General features: G+C 59.0%; 18 protein-coding genes. 9 read left to right on the top strand and 9 right to left on the bottom strand.

The window, feature by feature from the left end; translation table 11 throughout:
- The first annotated feature begins 7 nt into the window (after positions 1 to 7).
- Positions 8 to 1,255 carry a S41 family peptidase gene (locus WNY37_RS13245; RefSeq protein WP_342973864.1) on the top strand — a complete coding sequence of 416 codons (1,248 nt, stop codon included), beginning with the start codon at positions 8 to 10 and terminating at the stop codon, positions 1,253 to 1,255.
- On the opposite strand, the gene WNY37_RS13240 is transcribed toward WNY37_RS13245, so the two are convergent.
- Genes WNY37_RS13240 through WNY37_RS13225 form a run of 4 tightly spaced genes read right to left on the bottom strand, consistent with a single transcriptional unit; the run spans position 1,252 to position 6,907 of the window.
- Positions 1,252 to 2,808, bottom strand: coding sequence for a mechanosensitive ion channel domain-containing protein (locus WNY37_RS13240; protein WP_342973863.1), 1,557 nt, complete (start codon positions 2,806 to 2,808; stop codon positions 1,252 to 1,254). The genes WNY37_RS13245 and WNY37_RS13240 overlap by 4 nt on opposite strands.
- Positions 2,799 to 3,824: a zinc transporter ZntB gene (locus WNY37_RS13235; protein WP_342973862.1), complete on the bottom strand. Its 1,026-nt coding sequence runs from the start codon at positions 3,822 to 3,824 to the stop codon at positions 2,799 to 2,801. The genes WNY37_RS13240 and WNY37_RS13235 overlap by 10 nt, the downstream gene beginning before the upstream one ends.
- Before the next feature lie 54 nt (positions 3,825 to 3,878).
- Positions 3,879 to 6,449, bottom strand: a complete 2,571-nt coding sequence (locus tag WNY37_RS13230; protein WP_342973861.1) for an HWE histidine kinase domain-containing protein — start codon at positions 6,447 to 6,449, stop codon at positions 3,879 to 3,881.
- On the bottom strand, positions 6,446 to 6,907 hold the full coding sequence (locus WNY37_RS13225; RefSeq protein WP_342973860.1) for a biliverdin-producing heme oxygenase: 462 nt from the start codon (positions 6,905 to 6,907) through the stop codon (positions 6,446 to 6,448). Before WNY37_RS13225 ends, WNY37_RS13230 begins: the two co-directional genes overlap by 4 nt.
- A gap of 322 nt (positions 6,908 to 7,229) precedes the next feature.
- Between WNY37_RS13225 and argF the strand changes: the two genes are divergently transcribed.
- Positions 7,230 to 8,156 (top strand): ornithine carbamoyltransferase, encoded by a 927-nt coding sequence (argF, locus tag WNY37_RS13220; protein WP_342973859.1) that lies wholly within the window; start codon positions 7,230 to 7,232, stop codon positions 8,154 to 8,156.
- Positions 8,157 to 8,159: 3 nt separating this feature from the next.
- Here argF and WNY37_RS13215 read toward each other — a convergent pair whose 3' ends face one another.
- Entirely contained in the window at positions 8,160 to 10,205 is a 2,046-nt protein-coding gene (locus tag WNY37_RS13215; protein WP_342973858.1) for a pentapeptide repeat-containing protein, read from the bottom strand.
- A gap of 161 nt (positions 10,206 to 10,366) precedes the next feature.
- Here WNY37_RS13215 and WNY37_RS13210 point away from each other — a divergent pair, with 161 nt between their 5' ends.
- A complete protein-coding gene (locus tag WNY37_RS13210; RefSeq protein WP_342973857.1) occupies positions 10,367 to 11,467 on the top strand; it encodes a Zn-dependent alcohol dehydrogenase in 1,101 nt (366 codons plus the stop codon).
- Here WNY37_RS13210 and WNY37_RS13205 read toward each other — a convergent pair.
- Entirely contained in the window at positions 11,464 to 12,330 is an 867-nt protein-coding gene (locus WNY37_RS13205) for a hypothetical protein (RefSeq protein WP_342973856.1), read from the bottom strand. The genes WNY37_RS13210 and WNY37_RS13205 overlap by 4 nt on opposite strands.
- 166 nt (positions 12,331 to 12,496) lie before the next feature.
- Here WNY37_RS13205 and WNY37_RS13200 point away from each other — a divergent pair, with 166 nt between their 5' ends.
- Positions 12,497 to 13,732, top strand: a complete 1,236-nt coding sequence (locus WNY37_RS13200; protein ID WP_342973855.1) for an AI-2E family transporter — start codon at positions 12,497 to 12,499, stop codon at positions 13,730 to 13,732.
- Between the two features lie 12 nt (positions 13,733 to 13,744).
- Here WNY37_RS13200 and WNY37_RS13195 read toward each other — a convergent pair whose 3' ends face one another.
- Complete coding sequence (locus tag WNY37_RS13195; protein ID WP_342973854.1) at positions 13,745 to 15,058, bottom strand: MFS transporter; 1,314 nt, start codon at positions 15,056 to 15,058, stop codon at positions 13,745 to 13,747.
- A 150-nt stretch (positions 15,059 to 15,208) separates the two neighbouring features.
- Between WNY37_RS13195 and WNY37_RS13190 the strand changes: the two genes are divergently transcribed.
- The 3 genes from WNY37_RS13190 to WNY37_RS13180 all read left to right on the top strand — a co-directional run bounded on the left by WNY37_RS13190 (position 15,209) and on the right by WNY37_RS13180 (position 17,884).
- Positions 15,209 to 15,949: a hypothetical protein gene (locus WNY37_RS13190; RefSeq protein WP_342973853.1), complete on the top strand. Its 741-nt coding sequence runs from the start codon at positions 15,209 to 15,211 to the stop codon at positions 15,947 to 15,949.
- Between the two features lie 51 nt (positions 15,950 to 16,000).
- Positions 16,001 to 16,600, top strand: a complete 600-nt coding sequence (locus tag WNY37_RS13185) for a VTT domain-containing protein (protein WP_342973852.1) — start codon at positions 16,001 to 16,003, stop codon at positions 16,598 to 16,600.
- Positions 16,601 to 16,681: 81 nt separating this feature from the next.
- Complete coding sequence (locus WNY37_RS13180) at positions 16,682 to 17,884, top strand: serine hydrolase domain-containing protein (RefSeq protein ID WP_342973851.1); 1,203 nt, start codon at positions 16,682 to 16,684, stop codon at positions 17,882 to 17,884.
- A gap of 3 nt (positions 17,885 to 17,887) precedes the next feature.
- On the opposite strand, the gene WNY37_RS13175 is transcribed toward WNY37_RS13180, so the two are convergent.
- Complete coding sequence (locus WNY37_RS13175; protein WP_342973850.1) at positions 17,888 to 19,873, bottom strand: EAL domain-containing protein; 1,986 nt, start codon at positions 19,871 to 19,873, stop codon at positions 17,888 to 17,890.
- A 200-nt stretch (positions 19,874 to 20,073) separates the two neighbouring features.
- Between WNY37_RS13175 and WNY37_RS13170 the strand changes: the two genes are divergently transcribed.
- Together WNY37_RS13170 and WNY37_RS13165 are read left to right on the top strand one after the other, a co-directional pair.
- A complete protein-coding gene (locus WNY37_RS13170; protein ID WP_342973849.1) occupies positions 20,074 to 20,994 on the top strand; it encodes an Hsp33 family molecular chaperone HslO in 921 nt (306 codons plus the stop codon).
- Between the two features lie 250 nt (positions 20,995 to 21,244).
- Complete coding sequence (locus tag WNY37_RS13165) at positions 21,245 to 22,261, top strand: NADP-dependent oxidoreductase (protein ID WP_342973848.1); 1,017 nt, start codon at positions 21,245 to 21,247, stop codon at positions 22,259 to 22,261.
- Between the two features lie 3 nt (positions 22,262 to 22,264).
- On the opposite strand, the gene WNY37_RS13160 is transcribed toward WNY37_RS13165, so the two are convergent.
- Entirely contained in the window at positions 22,265 to 22,894 is a 630-nt protein-coding gene (locus WNY37_RS13160; RefSeq protein WP_342973847.1) for a 1-acyl-sn-glycerol-3-phosphate acyltransferase, read from the bottom strand.
- Positions 22,895 to 22,907: the final 13 nt, after the last annotated feature.

Genomic DNA, 22,907 nt, shown 5'->3' with positions numbered 1-22,907 from the left:
GCGGTATTTGAGCCGGTTCTGGACCGTTTCCGGACTGTGCCTGATTGCGCTCAATGCGCCATTCTCCGCCGCTTATTCATATGCGCTGGAAGAGCCTGTCGACAGCGAAGAAACGAGAGAAGTCAAAGCCGATGTGCTTGCTTTCTGCGAGCTGGTTCGGTCTCGATATGCCTATTTCGAGAGCCGCGCCGAGATCTGGGCGCAAACCTGCAGCCTCGCGCTGGAGGAAGCCGAAACGCCGGCCGCGCAGACGACATCCGGTCACCTCGCCGTGCTGGAGCGGATGGTGGACCAACTCTACGACAATCACGTCTCTCTCAACATCAACTCATCGACGTCGCCGCGCCTTGTGCCTTCCGGTAGCGACTATTGGATGAGCATGGAGTCCGGCGTGCCTGTCGTGCTGGCCGTTCGGCCTGGGTCCGGCGCCGCTGCTGCTGGTTTGCGCGTGGGCGACGTGGTGCGCCAGATAAACGGTCAGCCGCCACTTGCCGCTGCGAGCGAACGTATCCGGGCTGCCACAAATGTCGTTTCAGCGACACGGCTTACTTGGGCGCTGAATGCGCAGGGGGCCGGTTACCGGGGCGCGGAGAGGCGTCTAGTCGTGCAGCGAGGGCGCGAATTGATCGACCTCGACCTGGGAGACCCTGAACCCGACGCGGCGGAGGCGCTGGTGACCGCGCGATTGCTGCCCGGCAAGATCGGGTATCTGCGGATCGAGGATGCGCTTGGAAATGAGGATACCGTTGAAGCGTTCGACGCGGCGCTTGATACGCTCAAAGGCGCGAAGCGTTGGATTATCGACCTGCGAAACACCCCAGGCGGCGGCAATACGGCAACGGCCGAACCCATTCTCGGTCGTTTTATTGGCGGCGTGAAGCCCTATCAGCGATCAGGTCCACGCTGGCGCGGCGAGCGAACAAGGTACGTGGCGTCCAGAGGTCCGTGGCGGGTCCGAGGAAAGGTCGCTGTGCTTGTAGGGCGGTGGACCGGAAGCATGGGGGAAGGCATGGCGATTGGCTTTGACGGGCTAAAACGCGGCCGCGTCTTTGGCACCAGCATGGCCGGGCTCGCGGGTGGTGTTGAAGGCTTCGAGCTTCCAGGCAGTGGCTGGAGCGTCCGTTTTCCAACATACGACCTGCTGCACATCCGGGGCGAAAGCCGGCACCACTGGCGACCGCCATATCCTGTCATTGCAGACAATGGGGACGGTGCGGATCTTGCCCTTCAGGCTGCCATGAACTGGCTAGATTAGTCGCCCGAATCTCCGTCAGCGTCGGTGCCATCAGGGAGTTCGGACGATCCGCCAGTCGGCTCTGATTTCGCCGGGGATGACGATGAGGGCTGCTCGGCGGGCGCTGGTTTCGGTTTGCTTTCGCTGACCTGCGCACCGTCCTTGAGCATGGTGAACTCGCCAACATTGCGGAAGTTGATATCGCGCTGTGGGAACGGAATCTCGATCTCGTATTTGTAGAGCGCCGTGTGCAGTTCCCAGTAGTAATCCGCTTTTACGCGTGCGGGTTTTTTAACCGCTTCTTCCGTCAGCCAGACGACCAGTTCGAAATCGAGGCTGGAGTCGCCGAAGCCGATCAACCAGACTTGCGGCTCGCGTCCCGGAATGCCGCTGAACGTCCATTCTACGGCTTCTGCAGCTTCCAGCGCGGCTTTCTTAACCAGTTCCTTGTCCGTGCCATAGGCAACACCAAACCCGACGCGCATCCGGCGGCGGGCGTCGCGCAGCGTCCAGTTGATGACCTGCGCCTTGATGAACTCTTCATTGGGGACGAGGATGTCGACATTGTCATTGGTCGTGATGAGGGTCGAGCGGATGTTGATCTCCTTGACGAGACCCGTCACGTCGGACTGAAGCTCGATGAAATCGCCGACTTTCACTGAGCGCTCGAACAGGATGATGATGCCCGAAATGAAGTTCGAGAAAATCGATTGAAGGCCGAAACCGATACCGACGCCGAGGGCGCCGCCAAAGACGGTTAGCGCGGTCAGATTGATGCCTAGCGTGGAGAGGGCGATCAGGATCGCGGCTGCCATGAAGGCGACCTTGAGCACTTGCCCCAGGAGGCCCGCCATGGAGGGGTTCAGCGTCTTGGTCGATTTGAGCTGCGACTGGGCGGCGTCGCCTGCGACACGGCCAAGCCAGAGCGCGACAATGGCAATAAAGATCGAGGTGATCACGCGCATCGCGGTAATTTTCACGCCGCCGACCGAGAAGGCGGCCGCGTTCAGCGCATCGACGACCGGATCGAGCAGGCGCAGGATATAGAGCGCTGCAATGGTCCAGGCGACGATCGCAATGAATGTCTGCCAGAAGCCCGGTTTCATGTTGGAGGTTACGAAGCGGACCACGATCCAGGCATTGAGCAGGCTGGCCGCTATGCGCAAGCCTTCATTGCGCAGCTCCAGTGCTTCGAAGACAGCGGTGCTGATCCAGAGAAAAATCACCGTAAAGGCCGGCCACAGGATACGGGCGATGGATTTTACAAGCCGGTAGATAATGTCCTTGTGTTCGCGCGCCTCTGCCGTCTTCCGCAGGCGGCCCGTCGGAAAGCGGGACAGGATGTAGCCAAGCACGATAGCGCCCAGAACGGCCAGGACCTGCCAGAGCGATCCCCATGAGATGAATTGCTCCTGAAAGGCGTGGAATGCCTCGACCGCCTGTTGCTGGATCGAGTCCCAGTCGAGATGAGATTTAACGGCCGCTTCGCCTTCACCCCCTTGCGCCCCGGTCGCTGGGGCTTCCGGATCGGTAGCCTGCTGCGCGAGGGTGAGGATAAGTCCGGTCAAAGCCATTTGAGTTTCCTGAATATCCAGAATTGAAGTCCCATCATCACGGCCAGCATGCCGACGGTGAGCCAGAATGCATAGCCGGAATCGACACCCGGCATGCCGCCGACATTGATGCCGAGAAGTCCGGTGATGAAACCGAGGGGAAGAAAGATCGCCGCAACGATGGAGAGCATGTACATGGTCTGGTTCATCTTGGCAGCGGCGCGGTTATTCAGGTCATCCTGCAGGACCAGGGCGCTTTCCTTCGAGACATCGAGGTCGTCAAGATAGCGCGCGAGCCGTTCACCCGTTTCGCGGATGTCGGCGAGGTTATCTTCTGTGAGCCAGGATGGCGGGCTCTTCTGAATGTGCTGAAGCGCTTCATGCTGCGGGGACATATAGCGTTTCAGCGCAAGACAATTTCGCCGGATATCGGCGATCTTGGTCAGCATGGCGTCGGTATCGCGCTCATCCTCGCTCTGATCTTCCATGGCATCGATATGGTCGTTCATATCAACGATGGCGTGGCTCATCTTGGCCACCATCTGCTCCAGCAGCCAGGTGAACAGGTCGCCAATTGAAGAAGGGCCATTTCCTGCGATCAGTTCAGCGTGGATATCGCGAGGCGTTTGCAGACGGCGACGGCGCAGTGTGATCAGCCTTTGCCCATCGCACCAGATTTGCATCGCAATCATGTCTTCCGGTTCCGCGCCCGGATTGAAATTGATGCCGCGTAGCACGGTGATAAGGCTTTCGCCGACGCAGAAGGCACGCGGCCTTGTCTCGTTCGACAGCAGAAGCTCCGCCGTCGCTTCACTCAGGTCGAGCCTGTCTTCCAGCCAGTCGTCCAGACCGTCGTAAACACGGTCGAGATGCAACCAAAGGGCTTGCTCATTGCCCGCGGGCTTCCAGTGTTGCGCTGTTTGCCAGTCGACATTCGAGCAGCCGCCATGACCGTCAAGCACACACCCAAACAGAAGTGGGCCATCGGCTGGCGGATCGGAAGATGCTGGCGCAGCAGCAGTGGGAACGGCAATCATGCAGACATGTTTAAAGAGGAACAGCTTTGAGACAAGCGGGCTAAACCCGGCTGCCTAGCCTTTTAGTGCGGCTGCGATCGCGTCCGTCAGGCTGTTCTCGTCATATGGCTTCTGCAGAATAGGGGCGCCGGGAAATTTGCTGGCGAGGGCGGCGGAGTCGCCATAGCCGGTCGCGAAGACAAAGGGCGTTCCATTCTCGCTGAGCGCAGCTGCAATCGGTTCGCTGGTCTCGCTCCCGAGATTGACGTCGAGAAGTGCGAACGCGATGTCATTCGAATCGAGTTCGCGTTGAGCTTCCTCGACTGAACTGGACACCAGCACGCTTTCGGCACCGGCGTTACGAAGGAGATCTTCGGCGTCCAATGCGATGATCATATTGTCTTCCACAATCAGCACATTGCCCATTTCGATGCCGCCGGCTGGCTTGCCAGGCGGCTTGCTGGCCGCTTCAGGGGTGGGCGACGATGCGGCATTGAAGCTTGAGACGAACTTCGCCGGAACCGTGAAGTCCGCTTCCAGCCCGGTTAGCGCGTAACGCGTTTCGGCTGTGCCAGACAGTTCGTGGGGAATGGAATTTTCGATGATCGTCGTGCCAAAGCCCTTGCGGGTTGGTGCCTGAACGGCGGGACCGCCTGACTCGCGCCAGGAAATCGCGAGGCTGCCATCGTCAGCTTCCTGCGTGGTGATGGCTATCTCTCCACGCGAATCGGCAAGGGCGCCATATTTGGCAGAGTTCGTCGTCATCTCGTGGATCACGAGCGACATTGTGCTGAAAGCGGTTGGTGTCAGCATGGCATCTGGGCCCGAAATGCGGACGCGGGAAGCCTTCTTGCCGAGATAAGCGTCGACTTCAGTGCGGATCAGTCCAAACAGTGAAGACGGAGCCCAATTGTCCTGCGTCAGCTGATCGTGGGCCCGGCCAAGCGCATGGATTCTACCGCCGATCACGGTTGAGAGTTCGCTGACTGAAGCTGCATCCTTGGCGCTCTGAGCAACGACACCGCGAATGAGGTTGAGGATGTTGCGGACCCGGTGATTGAGTTCCGCAATCAGCAATTCCTGGCGCTCATTGGCGCGAATACGGTCCTGATGGGCTGCATCAGACATGCGCAGCACGACTTCCAGCAGCGTGACGCGAAGCTGTTCGGCTGCGCTGACCTGTGCACTCGTCCATGGTTCGCTTTGTCCGTGGACGGTTTCCTGCCAGAGCTCAAAGCTCTTGCGCGGCGTGAGGCGCGGTCCATTCGGGCCAAGCGTGACGGGTTTTTCAGGATTGCCCGCCCATTTCACACTCTTGTTGATCTCCTGGCGAAAGAGCACGATGTAGTCGCGAGGCCGTCGCGACACTGGAACGGCAAGAAGGCCTGCTGCGCGGTCAAGATAGTCCCTGGCGGGTGGGTGCACTTCGCCCAGTTCATCGGTCGCGAAGACGCGGCCCCCGGCTGTCGTGTGGAGCATCCGGACGATGCCCATGAATTCTTCGCGCGTCGGTGTCGTGCCAAGTGACAGAAACTCTCCGTCCACCCAGGCTGCAACCCCATCGTTCTCGATGACGGATGACAGTGCATCGACGACAGCAGGGAAGTGCTCCTTCACGGAGCGCCCGCCGGCGAGTTGCGACATCAGCTGGTCGTGAAGCACTTGCGTGCGCTGCGACTGGGCGTTCGCGGAGTCGGTGAGAATCTGGTCGAGGATGAAGCTGAACAGCTGGGCAAACAGTTCGGCCGCCGACCGAATTTCATAAGGCAGTACGCGCGGCGAATAATGGTGGCAGGCAAACAGCCCCCACAGTTTTTCGCGGCGCAGGATCGACACCGAAAGCGACGCCTCGACGCCCATATTCTTGAGATATTCAATGTGGATCGGAGAAACCGCGCGCAGGCCACTCATGGACAGGTCCAGTGGTTCGCCATCCGGGGACCGTTCCGGAATGATGGGCGAAACCTTCTCGTTCACATTGGAGATAATGCGCAGCAGGTTGCGGCGATAAAGGTCGCGCGCCTGCTGGGGAATATCGCTGGCTGGATAGTGGAGGCCAAGAAAGGAATCGATGTTTGGGCTGACAGCTTCCGCGATCACTTCGCCAGACTGGTCGGCCGCAAAGCGATAGACCATCACGCGGTCAAAACCGGTCAGTGCCTTCATCTGCCGCGCTGCGATCTTGCAGAGTTCCTCGACTGTCCGGGCGCGTCGGACGCGATCGATCATGGGGCGGACATAGGAGGTGTAGTCGGTTCGCTTGTCGTCTCCGCCAGCCTCTATTTCTATGATGACGTATGGGCCAGAGCGGTGAACACCGGCGTTGAACCGGCGATCATTCCCCGGAAGCAGAGACAGGCCAAACAGGCGCTCTACCGCGTCCGGACTGTCGAGTTGCTGCAAGCGCGCCCGTATCTGACCAAGCGCTGCGCTGTCGAAAATGTCGGACAGGCTATCGCCGATAATGTCCTTCGCATTCAGCTCCAGGAATGCGCTCGTATTGTCCGACGCATGGGAGATGATCCAATCGGAGTTTACGGCAATCAGGCAGCCGAACTGCTGGACATGGCCAAGAATATGAATTGGCTCGCGATCGCAATTGGAGAGGTCGATCTTGGTGTCTGGCGAAACTGTCGTGTTCGTCATGCCGCAACCCGGCCCTTTTCTGTTTCAGTTTGTGCAATGGCAAACCATTCAAAGGTTTCGCGCGCGCCCGTAATAATACGGTCGCTTTCCCGGTCATTTCCATGCCAGTTACGCAGTTCGAGCAATACGTTGCGCCAGAGTTCATCGCCGGTATTGCAGGTAAAATAATCTGTCGCTGCTGCAACGGCCTTGTCCGGTGATGCCTCGACCTGACGAACAAGCATTCGACCGCCAAGACGAGAGCCGGCAACCACATAGACGATGCCGAGCGGATGAGGGGCTGGGGTGTCCGGACAGGTCGGCCAATGTGTGACAGGCGGTTGATCAAGCTGGGCAAGGTCTGCCGCGATCGCGCCGATCAGCTCACATATGGCTCGCCGGTACATCATCATTGAGTTCGGGATGGCGTCATAACACCAGGACAGGGCAATGGCGTGGGCATGGAGGAGGCTCGCCAAGCCGCTCCGCGTGGATAAATCGTACTGACTGTATAAGGAATCGATATGCTCGTGCTGTTTGCGTGTATCGGTGCGCAGACGCGCTCTTAGGCCGGTCATCTGTATGTGCGTGGCTCCCTCAGCCTGTCGGCGACAGACCGAAGCCTGTGGCAATCGATATTATGCCCGCACAACACATGGCTGTGTTGGCAGAATGGAAGAGAACTCGCGGTTGTGTTGTTGGTTCCCGCAGAACTGTTTTTATTCAGTGGTCTATGCATGGCGGCGATTTTCCATTATGCGCGCCGTTTGGTTTTCCTGAGAGGACAGGAGGATTCGGGCCATGGCGATACGGCATTTTCTCGATCTCTGGCAGCTTGAAGCAAGCGAGCTTCGCTCGATGCTGGACGAAGCGCACGCAATGAAGCGGGCCCGTGCCGGCTGGCCGAAAGGCAAGATCGACGAAGGAGCGCCACTGGACGGCCATATCCTGGCAATGATCTTCGAGAAGTCTTCCACCCGCACGCGCACGAGCTTTGATGTCGGCATTCGTCAGCTCGGCGGCTCATCAATCGTTCTCAACGCCAATGACATGCAGCTCGGGCGCGGCGAGAGCATTGGTGACACAGCGCGGGTCCTGTCGCGTTATGTCGACATGATCATGATCCGCGCGAACGATCACACCGACGTCGAAGACTTCGCCGATGCGGCATCCGTTCCCGTGATCAACGGCCTGACCAACCGCTCGCATCCCTGCCAGATCATGGCGGATCTGATGACGCTGGAAGAGCATGGCCTGGACCTGAAGGGGGCACGGCTGGCCTGGGTGGGCGATGGCAACAATGTCTGCTCCTCCTTCATTCACGCCGCGCCGAAGTTCGGCTTCTCTCTGGCGATCGGCACGCCGGACCGCTACGCGCCGGATGATGACGATGTCGAGCTTGCGCGGGAGATGCAGGGGCGGATCGAACTGTTCGATAGCGCGGAGGATGCCGTCGAAGGGGCTGATGTCGTGATCGCAGATACGTTCGTGTCCATGGGCGACGTGGACGCTGATGAGCGTCTGGAAGAACTCGAGCCCTACGCCGTCACCGAAGAGCTGATGGATCTCGCTCAGGGCGGCGCGAAATTCCTGCACTGCCTACCGGCCCACAGGGGCGAAGAGGTCGATAGCGAAGTGATCGACGGCCCGAATTCCCTGGTCTTCGACGAAGCCGAAAACCGCCTCCATGCCCAGAAGGCGATCATGCGCTGGTGCGTGGGGAAGTAGGCCTCAGTTGATCTGGAATTTCCGGCGCACCGCAAGGCCGGACAGGAAGACCAGGATGATGGCGGTGAGCGACTGGACGGATGCGAGCAAGCGCACCCAGATGGGTGTGCCGCCCCGCATCGTATAGTCGGCCCCGTCCTGAAGCGGGCAAGGCGCAGCGCCCGGCTGTGGTGAAAGGTCCAGCAGGCGGCCCATCAGGCCGCAGGCATCCGGTTCGCTCCATGGCCCGAAAGGCAGGACGCGCCCGAAGGAGAAGGACAGCGCATCGCCCCAGCCCTGCCAGGAGGGGGAGAAGGCAAACCATGTCCCCATTATCCAATAGGCGATAGCGAAGGCGAAGACCGATCCGGTCAGCCAGACCAGAGGCCGGAAGATCGATGTGCCGAAATCCGAAATCGCGCCATAGACATCGGACGCCTGCCGTTCCCACCAAGGGACATGCCGGTCGCGCCGATTGCGTCTGGCTTTCAGTTCAAGCTTGAAGAAGTGCGCTTCCTGTCCCCGGTCGCGCTTGTCTTCCATGAGCTGTTTCAGCGTGCGGTAACAGTCTTCCAGACGCCCGAAATAGGTGGACTGTTCGTGCTGCGGTGATGTGCTGAAGTCATCTTCAGCGGTCCGCCGCTTTTGAGTGAAGTCCTTTTTCCACGTCTCGAAATCTAAAACGGGTTTACCTCGTATTTCGGCGGCGCGTTTTTCGGCGCCATGAAGGCGCTCTAACGCAGCGTCCCAGCTGTGCTGGAATTGTGGCTCAATTTCCGGAACCGCTTTTCCTCGCTCCAGCCCTGACTTCATCTGCGTATCGCGAAAGGAGATGCCGCGGTGCAGCTTGCTGTCATGGACCTCGGCTTCACGCAGAAAGATCGCATTCTTGAAAGATGTATCTGAGAGAAAGTCGCGATTATCGAACCGCGCTCTGTCCAGAAAGACAGCCTGCTTAAAAGACGCATTCGGAAAAGATCGCTTGGCAAGCCAGCTTGTCTGCTCCGGAAAATGGAGTTGGCCTGTCTGTGACTCTTCTGCTTTTGGTGCAGCCGCCGGATCAAGCTGCAAATTCCCTTTGATAGGGTCCGTTGTGACACTTGTGCCTTTGCCGGTGAACCAGGCGTGACCGGCAAAGGCGGCCTCGGTGAACCAGGCGGGACCGGCAAAGGCGGCCTCGCTGAACCAGGCGTGACCGGCAAAGGCGGCCTTGTCGAACGAGGCGGGACCGGCAAAGGCGGCCTTGTTGAACGAGGCGGGACCGGCAAAGGCGGCCTTGTTGAACCAGGCGGGACCGGCAAAGGCGGCCTTGTCGAACGAGGCGGGACCGGCAAAGGCGGCCTCGGTGAACCCGGCGGGACCGGCAAAGGCGGCCTTGTCGAACGAGGCGGGACCGGCAAAGGCGGCCTTGTCGAACCAGGCGGGACCGGCAAAGGTGGCCTCGCTGAACCAGGCGTGACCGGCAAAGGCGGCCTCGCTGAACCAGGCGTGACCGGCAAAGGCGGCCTCGGTGAACCCGGCGGGACCGGCAAAGGCACAAGTGTCACAACGGATAGCGAGTTGTGGGCGTTCCGATCGTGAGCGAGGGTATAAGTCAAGCTCGCTCGGACGAAACCGAAGGAAAACACCGCCCTGGAATTGGGCGCGCCAGAGGATTTGAAGTGACGTCTCCGCTTCGAAAGCGCGGTCGGCGACCTGATTCAGCCGACTCTCTATCAGAGCATTCAAGGCATTTGAGGGCCAGTCGGCTTTGCCTGTCGGCGTGCCATCCTGCCATTCGAAGGGCAGGTGCAGGCGAGTGAAGCTGACGCCGCCCGGCCCTTTCTCAAGGCACTGTTCCTGATCGCGCCAATAATCCTGAAGGGTGGCTGTCCGCGCTTCAGGTCCGAAACGCGATTTCAAATCGGGATGATTGAACCCGTTATATTCCTCATCCAGCACCGGCTCTGCACCCGGCTCGGGCACCACCCAACCGTCCCACGGCTTCTTCGCCAGCCCCTCCCAGCTCCAGTCGTCTTCCCACCAGCGGTCCCACCAGTCCTGGCTGATACCGTCTACGCCCCCTGCCAAGCAGACCCTCCTGATGCCATGCCGCCCTCGGGCGATCTAACCACTGATTGCGCGGCGGGTCACCCTTCCCCTGCGACTCCTCTGGTCAAGGGGCGGGGTTTGGGCAAACGTCACGGCCAACAAGCGCCATCAGAGCGCTTCAGACAACAGGAGGAAACACCATGAGAGCTGCCGTGATGCGGGAGGCGAACAAGCCTCTGTCGATAGAAGACGTTACCGTCTCAAAACCCGGACCACGCGAGGTTCTGGTGCGTGTAAAGGCGGCCGGTGTCTGTCATTCGGACGTTCATTTCTGGGATGGCGATTTCCCGATAGAGGCGCCGGTCATCCTCGGCCATGAGAGCGCCGGCATCGTTGAGCAAGTCGGCAGCATGGTGAGCGCGGTAAAACCGGGCGATCATGTCGTTTCGATCCTCTCGCCTTTCTGCGGGGCGTGCGAATATTGCCTGTCGGGACACATGTCGGTCTGCCACACGGTGAACCGCCCCCTGTTCAACCGTGAACCGACGGAGGCGCCGCGCCTGGCGATCGGCAAAGAGAAGGTCAACCAGTTTCTCAACCTCTCATCCTTTGCCGAACAGATCCTGGTGCATGAAAATACGCTCTGCGCCATCGACCCCGAGATGCCGATGGACCGAGCGGCGTTGATCGGTTGCGGCGTGATCACCGGGGTCGGATCGGTGTTCCATGCGGCCAAGGTCGAACCGGGGTCGACAGTGGCGGTTATTGGGTGTGGCGGTGTCGGCCTGTCGACGATAAACGGCGCAGCGATTGCCGGCGCGTCGCGGATCATTGCGGTCGATCTGTCCGACGACAAGCTCAAAATGGCCAAGACGTTCGGGGCGACCGACTTCGTCAATCCGAAGAATGGTAATCCGGTTGAACAGGTCAAAGAACTGACCGGCGGAGGTGTCCACTATTCCTTCGAGTGTATTGGACTGAAGCTCACGGCCGAGCAGTCCTATCTGATGCTGCGTCCGCGCGGTGTGTCCACCATCATCGGTATGATACCGCCCGGTGTGAACATTGAAGTGCCGGGCATCGAACTGATGGTGACCGAAAAGCGCTTGCAGGGAGCGATCATGGGATCGAACCGTTTCCGCATCGATTTCCCGCGCCTGATCGAGCTCTACAAGCAGGGCCGACTGCATCTCGATGACCTCGTTTCTGATCGTATCGGTATCGATGGCATCACCGATGCCCTTCAGAACTTGAAAGACAATAAAGGCACGGTCGCCCGCCAGGTTGTCGTCTTCGACTAGTGTCCGCGCCGCAGAGCGGTGACGAGTGCGCGGGTCGCGGCCTGCTTCATTTCGGGGCGGGCGGCGATCAGGCCCGCCAGGGTATGACGTTCCTCGCGTGTCTGGCCAAGGTCATAGAGCCAGGCGGCGAGCGCCATGCCGCGCAGCTGATCCTCGCTCGGCGGGGCGGCGCCCGACTGGTCCTCGTCCCAGCGGCCTTCATGGAAGGACCGGGTTACCTTGTCCGGGCCGCTCGCCAGCAGGAACAGGTAGCCGTCCGGTACGGAGACATTCTTGATCGACATGTCCGGTACGAGGTCTAGCCAGCGCTGATGCTGCTGCCAGCGCCAGGTCTTGGGGCTGTTCTTGGTGCGCACCCTCAGCCCGATGATGCGCAGCTTGCGCTGCACTGCATTCCAGTCTGTCCCGTCCTCGCGGGCAATGCGGTGAAGCACGGTCACGAAGGACTCGAACGTGCCGCCATAGGCGACGGCATCGACGAGGCAGAGCGCGGCCCCGCCTTTCGCGATGGCGGATGGCCGCACGCCCTGCGCCTCCAGGGCGGCCCGCAAACCCTCAAACTTGTGAGGCGCGATGGCGTCGACACCGCCCACGCCGAGCCCGCGCATCGAGAAGGGCACGAGACTGAGCGCCGGCGCGCCCTCAATGCCGTCAAAGATGCCCGAAAGGTAATCGTAGAAATTCTCCGGTGACCGCCCGATGAAAGCGAGATCGGCCCCGTCGCTCATGGCGAGGATGCGGGCGGCCGTCTCGCGCAGCGTGTCGAGATCTTCCGGGTGTGGCGGGTGAAAGTCGCTGGCCCGGTCGATCCAGCCGCCAAGCTGTTCGCGTTTCGCAAAGTCCCAGCGGAATGGTTTGGCCACGTTCGCGAGCCCCCTGATCGTTTACTATCGCAGTATCCCGCGACGAGCTGCAGCGCTCAAGATACCGGCACAACTAAAGCGGGCGGAACTGACAGCGCACTATCGTCGTTTAGTGTTCATGCTCCGATCCGGCGGAGTACCATCGAAAAAACGGGATGACGACGGTTTGAAACGAGGATTTTTATCAGCCCAGCCGGGCACGGCCTATACTCATTGGGCGATCATAGGTCTTTTCGTTTTTGCGGCGATTATGGCGCTGGGTTATGCGCAGGCCTTCTTTATCCCAGTTGTCTTTGCCGTCCTGCTTGCTCTCATTCTAAGTCCGATCCGCCGCGCAATGGGCAGCATTGGCATCGCGCCACCATTCGCCGCTGCGATCATCATGACGCTCCTTTGTGCCGCTGGCGCGATCACGCTTTTCATGATTTCAAATTCACTGGCCACGCTTCTCAGTGACGAGCCGCAGCTGATGAACAAGGTGCAGGAGCGCATTGATGATCTGACGGGTGTGCTGGAGCCTGTTCGCCAGGCAGGCGAACAACTCGAAGCCATGCAGCAGAACAGTGCCGCAAACGCGCCCGAGCGTGTTGTGATCCGGGAAGAGGGCGTCTTCAGTCTCTGGGCTGAAACAACGCCATATATTCTCGGTCAGATCATGTTGGCGGTCGTGCTGGCGACCTTCCTGATCGCGTCTGGAGACCTGTTCTACGAGAAGCTCGTTCAGGTGATGCCGAATGCGGCGGCGAAGAAAAAATCGCTGCGCATCGCGCGTGAAATGGAGAACCAGCTCTCCACTTACCTGCTCACAATTACGGCGATCAATCTCGCGCTCGGGGTGCTGATCGGCACGGCGATGTGGGTGATCGGTATGCCGGATCCCATCTTCTTTGGCGTTGCGGCCTTCGCTCTGAACTACATTCCCTATATCGGCTCGATCTTTGGCATCGGACTGGCCTTTGTCATGGGCATTGTCACCTACGACAATTTCTGGATGTCTCTCGCGCCGCCGCTTGCCTATTGGCTTATCAATACGATCGAAGGCCAGTTTGTGACCCCCGTCGCCGTGGGCCGCCGGCTGAGACTGAATGCCGTAGCGGTTTTTATCTCGCTCGCTTTCTGGGCCTGGCTGTGGTCCTTCGTTGGCATGCTTTTGTCCACGCCGATGCTTATCGCTCTCAAGGCGTTTTCAGAACGGACGCCGGAGTTGGAATGGCTCGATACCTTCCTGGAAGGTCGCAAACCGTGTGAGACTGATGACGAAGACATCGTCCACGATGTTATGGATCCAAACACCGATGCATGCTCGGCTGAAGGAGCCGTCAGCGAAGCCGAGGAATCAGAGGAAAGTGCCACTGATGACACGAGCCTGGAAGATGACCCGCCAGCCCCGGCGCTGACCTGACGCGTTGCGGGCCTACCGCGCTTCGTCGTCCTGCACTTCGTCCAGACTGATCGCCACTGGTATGGCGAGCGCGCTCATCACGGCGAGCACAACGATGACGGTTTGAAGCCCTGCCAATTCTGCAATCAGGCTGAACACGCTGCCAGCCAGAAGCAGGACGCCGATAATGGTGTTCGACAGCGCGGTGTAAGCGGCGCGTGTGTCTTCATTCGCCATGTCCACGAGATGCGTCGACCGGCCGAGACGCACGCCCTGATAAGCAATCATCAATGCAAAGATCACCAGGGGAAGTGCCCAGATGTCTGTGAGTAGGCCCAGTGCGTTCAGCACTACGGTGCCGATCAGTGCGATCGTCGCGGCGCCCGATGAATAGATGAGAACCTTGCGGCTGGAGCGATCTGCCAGGCGGCCCCAGACATACGAGCTAAGCAGGGCTGCGCCAGACGAAGCGATGACGAGCAAGCCAAGACCGCCGAACATGTTCTCGGACCTGTCGGAGGCGCCGAGTGCCACCATGAAGGGCGGGGCAAGGGCCGTTGAAATGAGCAGGCTGCGCGTTGCTATGAAGCGGCGAAGCTGAGCGTCGTCGCGAAGCAGTCTGAAATTATCCAGTGCCGCGCTGAGTGGATTGCGTCCGCCTTCAGTCGCCCCTTTCTCCTCTTCCAGAGTGGCGAACAGGATGGCCGCGCAAAGCCACAGGCCGCTGGCAACGAAAATTGCGGTCACCACCACGTCCATTCGCTTCAGCAAGCCACTCGCCAGCATTGCGCCAAAAACCAGAACGAAGAGGGCGGACATCGAGGTCGCTGTGCCCGTGGCTGTTCCGCGCCTGGACTTTGAAACAGTCTTTCCGAGCACGTCCTTATAGGTCACTGAGCACACGCTGCGGGCGAGCGCGAGAACCGTCAGCGCAATGATGATCGTGGCGCCTGCGGCCTGTCCTTCCAATGTCAAAGCGGCGATGCCGATGGAGATTGCGCACAGGCCCTGGACTATGCTTCCGCCGGCCCACGCATACTTCCGATAGGGAAGGCGACGGAGTCTGGCGGCCGTGAAAAGCTGAGGCAGCAGGGCACCCGACTCGCGAACAGGGACAAGTAGCCCGAGAAAGACGGCCGGGGCACCGAGCTGGGTCAGTAGCCAGGACAGGACCAGTTTCGGGTCAATAAGCCCATCTGCGGTCTTGGTTGCTCCCAGGGCGACGATATGGGTGAAGAAGTTGCGCGGCTGGTGATTACAGGCGCTCTCAGGAATATCGAGGCAGACGCGGCCGTCATCCTCTGAGGTGAGCATCCGGTATGCTTTATCGAGCGTCGTCTCGGCCAAGGTCTGCATTCCATCCAGTTAAAGTGATCCGACGAGCAGATAGGGCGCGTGACCACAGCGGCAAATTTCCAGAGTAGCGTCATGTCATATTTGTGACAGTGACGCGCGAACGTTGTAAATGGGCGCATGCGGACGATTCTGGGAGGAGCGATGTTCACGAAGAAACCAGTCGCCAAAGTATCGGTATGCGGCGGACTGGCCATGGCGAGCATGGCACTTTCCGCCGCCGCTCAAAACACGAGCAGTGTTTCGGGACCCAAGGTTTCAGAGGGCGAGCGCAGTTTCGAATACCGTTCAGCCTGGACAACTGAAGAGGGTGCCGACGATCGGTTCGGGCATCGGCTTGGATATAATCACGCGATTGATGGCCGGAAGCGGCTGACGGTCTTGATTCGGGCGACTGATCGGGGCGGCCTGGAAGGGCTGGAATACGATTATGTCCAGGCTGAGCTGGCGATCCAGCTTAGCGATGAGGATGCCGCCTTCTGGTCGACGGGTGTACGGATCGATGCACGTTTGGGTGATGGCGACCGCGCCGAAAGACTCGGTCTCAACTGGACGAATGAGTTCGTTTTAGGCGACAGGCTCAAAGCGCGGCTCATGGGGCTGAGTGCGATAGAGTTTGGTGACAGTGCTGCCGATGGCGTCCTGCTCTCGGCCCGCGCGCAACTCGCATATGATCTTGGCGAGGGAATGAGCGTCGCTCTGCAGTCTTATAACTCACTCGGTAGCACCGAAGACTTTGGCGCTGATGGGCGCAGTCAGCAATTCGGGCCGGTCCTGAATGGCCGGCTTGAGGGGGAATGGACGTGGACGGTCGGGTCGCTTTTCGGTCTGAATGAAGCCACGCCGGACAATGACATCCGTTTCTGGATTGGACGTAAATTCTAGTGGCCGCACGTTGTGCCGGAACGCAGCTGACATCTGCGCCGTTGAGTTAGCATGTCAGAAACGGGTGAGAAGAAGACGCCTTCGCTAAGGCGCGCGGTATCGGACTGGGGTGAAGGGCCTTGGGCGCTGCCGCTTGCGACGCTGATCGGTTTTATTGAAAACACGATCATCGTCGTGCCGATGGAGCCTGTCTTTCTTCCCTTGATGATTTTGAAGCGGAAAAAAGCCTGGCTGATCGCCGCTGCGCTTCTGCTTGGGAATGTCCTCGGCGGCATCGTGATGTACTGGCTCGGCGCCGTCTTCGCTGAAGAGGCCATACGGCCATTGGTGTCGATGCTGGACGCAGAGAGCTCCTATTCGGACATCATGGAGCAGCTGCAGAATGACGGCTTTGCGACCCTGTTCATGATCGGCGTAACGCCGTTTCCATTCCAGGTAGGCGTAGCGGCAGCAGGGGCAGCTGGTTACCCGTTGTTGTACTTCATCCTTGCCGTCGCGCTGTCGCGCTCGATCCGATATTTCGCTCTGGCGGCGCTCGTCATGGCAATTGGGCAGCGGGCCGAAGATATCCTTGAGAAGCATGAGCTCGAGCTCACAATACTGGGCGGTCTCCTGTTCGTCGGCTTCGTCGTTTATTTCGTCTTCTTCTAGGGGCTTGCCGCAAGGGAGGTCCTTGCGCGGCGCTTACAACTCGAAAAGACTTTGCGAAAATGACCTTGGGAAAGGAAAGCCATGTCGAGCGCTGTGCAGGGAAGTTGTGACCCGAAATTCGCTGAGCTGAAGGAAGAGTTCGAGCGTAACTTTGCCGAGCGCGGCGAAAAGGGCGCGTCCGTCTGCCTCAGCGTGAATGGTGAAACCCTGGTCGACCTATGGGGCGGGGTTGCTGATGTGCGGAGCGGCGACCCGTGGCGTGAAGACACCGTTTCAATTGTATTTTCCTGCACGAAGGCCGCGACCGCACTGTGTGCGCATATTCTCATCGATCGCGGCCAGCTCGAGCTTCAGGCACCGGTTTCGAAGTACTGGCCGGAATTTGCAAAGAACGGGAAGGAAAACACAACCGTACAGATGATGCTCAACCACGAAAGTGCGATCCCGGCGCTTCGTGAGCCGATCAAGGAAAAGGGCTTTCTCGATTGGGACTACATGATCAAGCGCATGGAGGATGAGCAGGCCTGGTGGGAGCCGGGCACGCGCAATGGCTATCACATGATCAATTTTGGCTGGACGGTTGGCGAACTGGTTCGCCGGGTCTCTGGCAAGTCGCTTGGTCGGTTCTTTGCAGAAGAAGTCGCAGGACCCACCGGCGCGAAATTCTGGATAGGCGTGCCCGACGGCGTTGATCTGCACATCGCAGATATCCTTGCCTATGCGCCGCAGCCTGGCGACGCGATGTCGGATTTTACCAAGCTCTTATTGGGCGAGCCGACATCCATTCAGGCTCTGTCGTTCCTGAACAATGGTGGCTGGGGCGCGAACGACGTTGATGCCCACAAGGCCGAGATTGGGGGTGCGGGCGGTATCTCGAATGCGAGAGGGCAGGTGGCGATGTATACACCTCTGGCCTGCGATGATGGTTCACTCGTTTCGCATGAGCGGCTGAAAGCGATGGGCATGGTGTCCACGGCGACCCAGCGCGACGCCACGCTGCTTGTGCCGACGCGGTTTGCGTCAGGCTTTATGAAATCGATGGACAATCGTGGCCTGCCGGCGGGACAGGACCAGTCAGCAATTATCGGCGAAGCGGCTTTTGGTCATGTAGGAGCGGGCGGCCATATCGGTTTCGCAGACCCGGAGTGCGGACTCGCTTTCAGCTATACGATGACGCAGATGGGACAAGGATTGCTCATGAATGAGCGAGGCCAGTCGCTGATCGATGCGGCTTACCGGGCGCTGGGGTACAAGACGAATTCGCCCGGCGCCTGGGTCCGCTAAGGGTCAGCTTGCGGCCATTCGGCGAGGCTGGCCGACCGGCTCTTGTTCGTCGAATTCGATCTGCAGAACCATGGCCGTATCACCGGCCGAAAGTGGTTTGCTGTAATAATAGCCCTGAATGCATATGCCCCCCAGGTCGGTGACGAGATCGAACTGTTCCTGGGTTTCGACACCTTCGATAATGCAGCCGATTTCGAGGTTTTCGCAGAGGCTGAGTATCGACCGCAGGACGTTCGTGCTCTTTTCGTTGCGTGTGAGGTCACGGATGAAGCTGCGGTCGACTTTCAGCGTATCGATCGGAAGGCGGTGGACATAGGCGAGGCTGGAGAAGCCGGTACCAAAGTCGTCAATCGCGACATGCGCCCCGACCTCACGGATGATGGCCAGCACTTCCTGGGCGCTGTCATAATCCTTCATCACGGCCGACTCAGTGATTTCGAACATCAGGCGCTGCGGCGACACGCCAGCGTTTTCGGCGATCGACAGGAGGCGTTGTACAGGGCCGGTCGACGTCAGGCTGATGGCCGACAGATTGAAGCTCAAGATGAGCTGGTGCGGCCAGTGGGCGGCTTCGGCGACGGCCTTGCGGAACAGAACCTCGGTGAGGTGTCCGATCATGCCGATATTTTCTGCGGCAGTGATGAAAAGGTCCGGACGCACGCGGCCGAGTTGCGGCGAATACCAGCGCGCGAGAGCTTCCAGTCCGCGTGTATGACCGGTGCTCAGGTCCAGGACGGGCTGGAATTCAACAGACATTTCCTTCTCGAGATCAGCATGGCGAAGTGCCTGCTCCATAGCGCTGTTGGCAAAGATCAGGCGCTCATGCTCGTGCGAGAAGAAGACCGGTTCAGCCTTGGAATTCTGCTTGGCATAGTAGAGCGCATAGTCGGCACGGTCGAACAGGTGGCTGCGAGTATCCGCCGCCGTTGGGAACCGGGCCATGCCAATAGTCGCCGTGAGGTTGGCCGAGCCTTCGTCGAACTGGAATGCCTGTTTCAGCGCCTTGCAGGCGCGGCGTGCTGTTTCCAGAACCTGATCGTCCGTGCCCGGTTTGCGGAATAGCAGGCCGAACTCATCGCCGCCAAGGCGTGCAATTGTTACAGGCTCGCCAGCGAATGCTTCTCGCAGACGATCAGCCGTCTGGATCAGAACCTGGTCGCCTGCAGGATGCCCGAAGACGTCATTGATCGGTTTGAAGCCATCGAGATCCATTAGCGCGACAACGAATTCGCTGGCGTAGAGCTCGTGTTGTTTCACCAGTTCGTCAATTTCGGCGAGGAACAGGCGGCGGTTCGACAAACCTGTCAGGCTGTCGGTGTTGGCGAGTTTCTGGTTTTCCTGGTTGAGGATCTGCAGGCGCAAGTGCTGGCGACGCTGAGCTTTTTTCTGGAGGATCATCCGGGCAAAGTCCCGCTCGCTGTTCAGCAGAAGGGTGCCGAACACTACTGCGACCAGCACCATGTTGAAGGCGATGGCCAGGAAAACGGTTGATTGCATCTGAATAAGGTAAATGCATGAAGCGACTGTCACGACCGCGAAATTGATCAGCGCTGCCTGTGGCAGGTGCATGAGGCAGAACGCACACGTCACCGAAGTCAGGCCAATAAAGAAGATCAGTTGTGAATGGTGTTCTGCCGTGCCGTATTGAAAGAATGACAATCCCCATGCTGCAAAGCAGACTGCAGTGATCCCTGCCTGGATGATGGTATTGTTGAGGCTTTTTACGATGTCGCTGTCTTCAGTGATGGTGTGGCGGCTCATCACATACTTCACCGTACGCGCCAGCATGTAGCTGATGAAAAGCACCGGCATGATCAGTGTCAGCCAGACAGGCGCCAGGTCCCGGTGTGTGATGGTTAGCGCAAGCATGTTGATTGCGAGGATGCCGTACATGAGGGGAAGCTGCCGGCTCAGGGCGCGGTAACGCGCCCGGTTAAGTTCCGGGTCGTCGCTCTGGACATTGAACAAGGAGCGCAATTTCAGGAGCAAGTTCTTGGCCCTCTTAGCTTCTGCAGAGGATCGGGCATATTACATTGTGTTTAAATCGGCCTTTTCCCAATAGATGAGATTTTATCTATCAGGTTGACACCTTGGTGCCTGCCGGCGCTGTCCAACTCATGCTGGCGCCCCCTTGTTGTCGGAGGGTGAGACCGCCAAATGGCCCACAAAGCAAATACTGGACAGATAACGTGAGCTCTATTTCTTCCCATCCACAGGACTTTGTCGCGTCATTCACGTCGGAAACGCTCCCTATTGCCGGCCGGATTGTGCGCATGGGCCCGGGTTCGATTTCGCCGATCCTGCACCGCCATGCCTATCCGGACCATCTCGGCGAAATTCTCGGCGAGGCGCTGATCCTGGCGACGCTGGTCGGTTCGGGCATGAAGCTCGATGGGCGCGTGCTGACGCAGGCAGAGGGCGATGGACCAGTTTCAATGCTGGTCGGAGAGTATTCAAGTGATGGCGCTGTGCGCGCCTATTCGCGCTTCGAGCAGGAACGCTGGTCGTACCTTGAAAAGGTGAACAAGGGCGAGAAGCCACACATGCCGCAACTGTTCGGGTCTATGGGGGCGCTTGCGCTTATCATCGTTCAGAACAAGCCGAATGTGCAGCCTTACCAAGGCGTTGTGCCTCTGGCCAAGGGAACGCTCGCCGCCTGCGCGGAGGATTATTTTCACCGCTCTGAGCAGGTTGAGACCTGTCTTCTCATGGCCGCGCGCAAGGACGTTGCCGGAGAATGGCGCGGTGCTGGCATCATGATACAACGGATCGCTGGCGATGAAGCGCGCGGCGAAACTGAAGAGGGCTGGCGCGAGGCGCAGGCCCTGTTCTCTACGCTCACGATTGACGAACTGATGTCTGAGGAACTCTCGGCGCCAGACCTGCTGTTCAGGCTTTTTCACGAAGGCGGCGTGCGCATGGACACGCCGAAGTCTCTGGTCGACAGATGTACGTGTAATGAGGAACGGCTGCGCAACACGCTGGCGAGCATGCCTGACGAGTCACTTCGTGAATTGGTCGAGCCGGATGGGACGCTGAAAATGGACTGTCAGTTCTGCGCCCGCCACTACGACATTCCGATTGATGCAGTGACGAACTCGTTGAACTGAACGCGTCTTCGCAGACGTATTTTGGGGGGTGCGAATTTCGCCGCTTTCTGCGGCGGAAATTGCAGTGTGGGGGCGTCACCGTTTCTCGGATTTGCAAGGATAATATGTCTGGCACGCGGTATTCGTTCCAAACAAAACGCACATGGCTGCACCTTGCTTGCCCCCAATCCCATCCTCTCCCTCGCTTAGTGGCTAGCCGCCGATCCTTCCGGCTCATAAGCTGGCAGCAAAACTCAGGGAGGAAATTCCAATGGTTACCAACAAGGTCTGGATTCTGCGCAACCGACCGGTCGGCGATGTCAGCGATGGCGATCTTGAATTGGTCGAGCAGCCCGTTCCGGAACTCGGCGACGGCGAGGTGCTGATCCGCACGCTGTTCCTGTCGCTGGACCCAACCAACCGTATCTGGATGTCAGACCAGGACCAGTACATGCCACCTGTCGAGATTGGTGATCCGATGCGGGGCGGGGGCCTTTCAATCGTTGAAGACAGCCGGTTCGATGGCCTGGAAAAGGGAAACATCGTGAACACAGGGCTTGGAACCTGGGCGCTCTATCATGTGAAGAAAGGCGAGGAACTTTCCAGACTTCCGCAAATACCGGGGGTGCCATTGACCGCGTTCTCGGGACCGCTCGGCATGACTGGAATGACCGCTTATTTCGGGCTCATGGAAATCGGAAAGCCGAAGGCGGGCGAAACCCTGGTCGTGTCGGCTGCCGCGGGCGCTGTCGGGTCAATGGTCGGTCAAATCGGTAAGATTCAAGGTTGCCGTGTGGTCGGTATTGCTGGTTCGGACGAAAAATGCCGGTGGTTGACTGAGACGGCAGGTTTCGACGCCGCCATAAATTATAAGACAGAAGATGTCGGTGCGGCGCTCGACAAGCATTGTCCGGACGGGATCGACATCAACTTCGAGAATGTTGGCGGCGACATCATGGATACGATCCTGACGCGGCTCAATGACTTTGCACGCATGCCGCTGTGCGGGCTCATCTCATCATACAATGCAACCGAACCGGTACCGGGCCCATACAATTTCTCGATGCTGCTGATGAGACATGTGACACTCAAGGGCTTTATCGTCACCGATTATATGGATCGGTTTGCAGAAGGCATGCAGGCAATGGCCGGTTGGCTTCTGGACGGAAAAATCAAATTCGAAACTGATATTGTCGATGGCCTTGAAAATGCCCCGGCCTCACTCGAACGCCTGTTCACGGGCAAAAATCTCGGCAAGCTTGTCGTGAAGGTGTCCGACCCGGACTGAGGGTCAGTCTTCACCAGCATTGAGGCTGAAATTGCCCTTATGCCTTCCCTCGGCGTTTGCGTAGTACGCTTTGATGAGCGGCAAGTCGGCCTGGTAGTCGCCGGTTGGCTGAAACAGACCAGCGATTTTCACGGTGCGGGTTCCGTAATCCAGCACCGTGATAATCAGCGGAACACCGGCTTTTATCGCAATCCGATAGAAGCCGCTTTTCCACTCAGTCATGGCTGAACGCGTGCCCTCCGGGGCGACGGCAAGTGTGAGGCGGTCGCTTTCAGCAAACGCAGCGGCCGTCTGTTCGACGATGTCGGATGCAGACTTGCGGTCCACGGGGACGCAGCCAAGCCATTTCACGAACCATCCCAGAGGATGGTCCACCAGTGACTTCTTCCCCATCCATCTCAGTTTTACGCGATAGTACGCCGCCGCGAATATCATCCATAAGCCGTCCCAGTTGGACGTGTGAGGCGCTGCAACGAGGACGGCCTTTTCGGCATCCTGCGGCCAGTCGCCTTCCAGTTTCCAGCCCGTGACCGCGAGCATGAGCGCGGCGAGGTTTCGCATCAGGGAAGCGAAAACGCCGGTCCGGTTCGACGGTTTGGGCCGCGACCGGGATAAAGGGCTGGTTCCCGCCATATGTGCACTGTGG

The sequence above is a fragment of the Henriciella sp. AS95 genome, assembly GCF_038900055.1.
Taxonomy (GTDB): domain Bacteria; phylum Pseudomonadota; class Alphaproteobacteria; order Caulobacterales; family Hyphomonadaceae; genus Henriciella.
The sequence above is the reverse complement of the archived record's forward strand: the minus strand, read 5'-3'. Positions and strand labels throughout refer to the sequence as shown.

Bases quoted from the DNA above. Each gene is read 5' to 3' on its own strand.
- WNY37_RS13230 (WP_342973861.1), bottom strand. From the start codon at position 6,449: ATGACGAACACGACAGTTTCGCCAGACACCAAGATCGACCTCTCCAAT.
- WNY37_RS13235 (WP_342973862.1), bottom strand. From the start codon at position 3,824: ATGATTGCCGTTCCCACTGCTGCTGCGCCAGCATCTTCCGATCCGCCA.
- WNY37_RS13180 (WP_342973851.1), top strand. From the start codon at position 16,682: ATGTCGAGCGCTGTGCAGGGAAGTTGTGACCCGAAATTCGCTGAGCTG.
- WNY37_RS13185 (WP_342973852.1), top strand. From the start codon at position 16,001: ATGTCAGAAACGGGTGAGAAGAAGACGCCTTCGCTAAGGCGCGCGGTA.
- WNY37_RS13160 (WP_342973847.1), bottom strand. From the start codon at position 22,894: ATGGCGGGAACCAGCCCTTTATCCCGGTCGCGGCCCAAACCGTCGAAC.
- WNY37_RS13165 (WP_342973848.1), top strand. From the start codon at position 21,245: ATGGTTACCAACAAGGTCTGGATTCTGCGCAACCGACCGGTCGGCGAT.
- WNY37_RS13210 (WP_342973857.1), top strand. From the start codon at position 10,367: ATGAGAGCTGCCGTGATGCGGGAGGCGAACAAGCCTCTGTCGATAGAA.
- WNY37_RS13190 (WP_342973853.1), top strand. From the start codon at position 15,209: ATGTTCACGAAGAAACCAGTCGCCAAAGTATCGGTATGCGGCGGACTG.
- argF (WP_342973859.1), top strand. From the start codon at position 7,230: ATGGCGATACGGCATTTTCTCGATCTCTGGCAGCTTGAAGCAAGCGAG.
- WNY37_RS13240 (WP_342973863.1), bottom strand. From the start codon at position 2,808: ATGGCTTTGACCGGACTTATCCTCACCCTCGCGCAGCAGGCTACCGAT.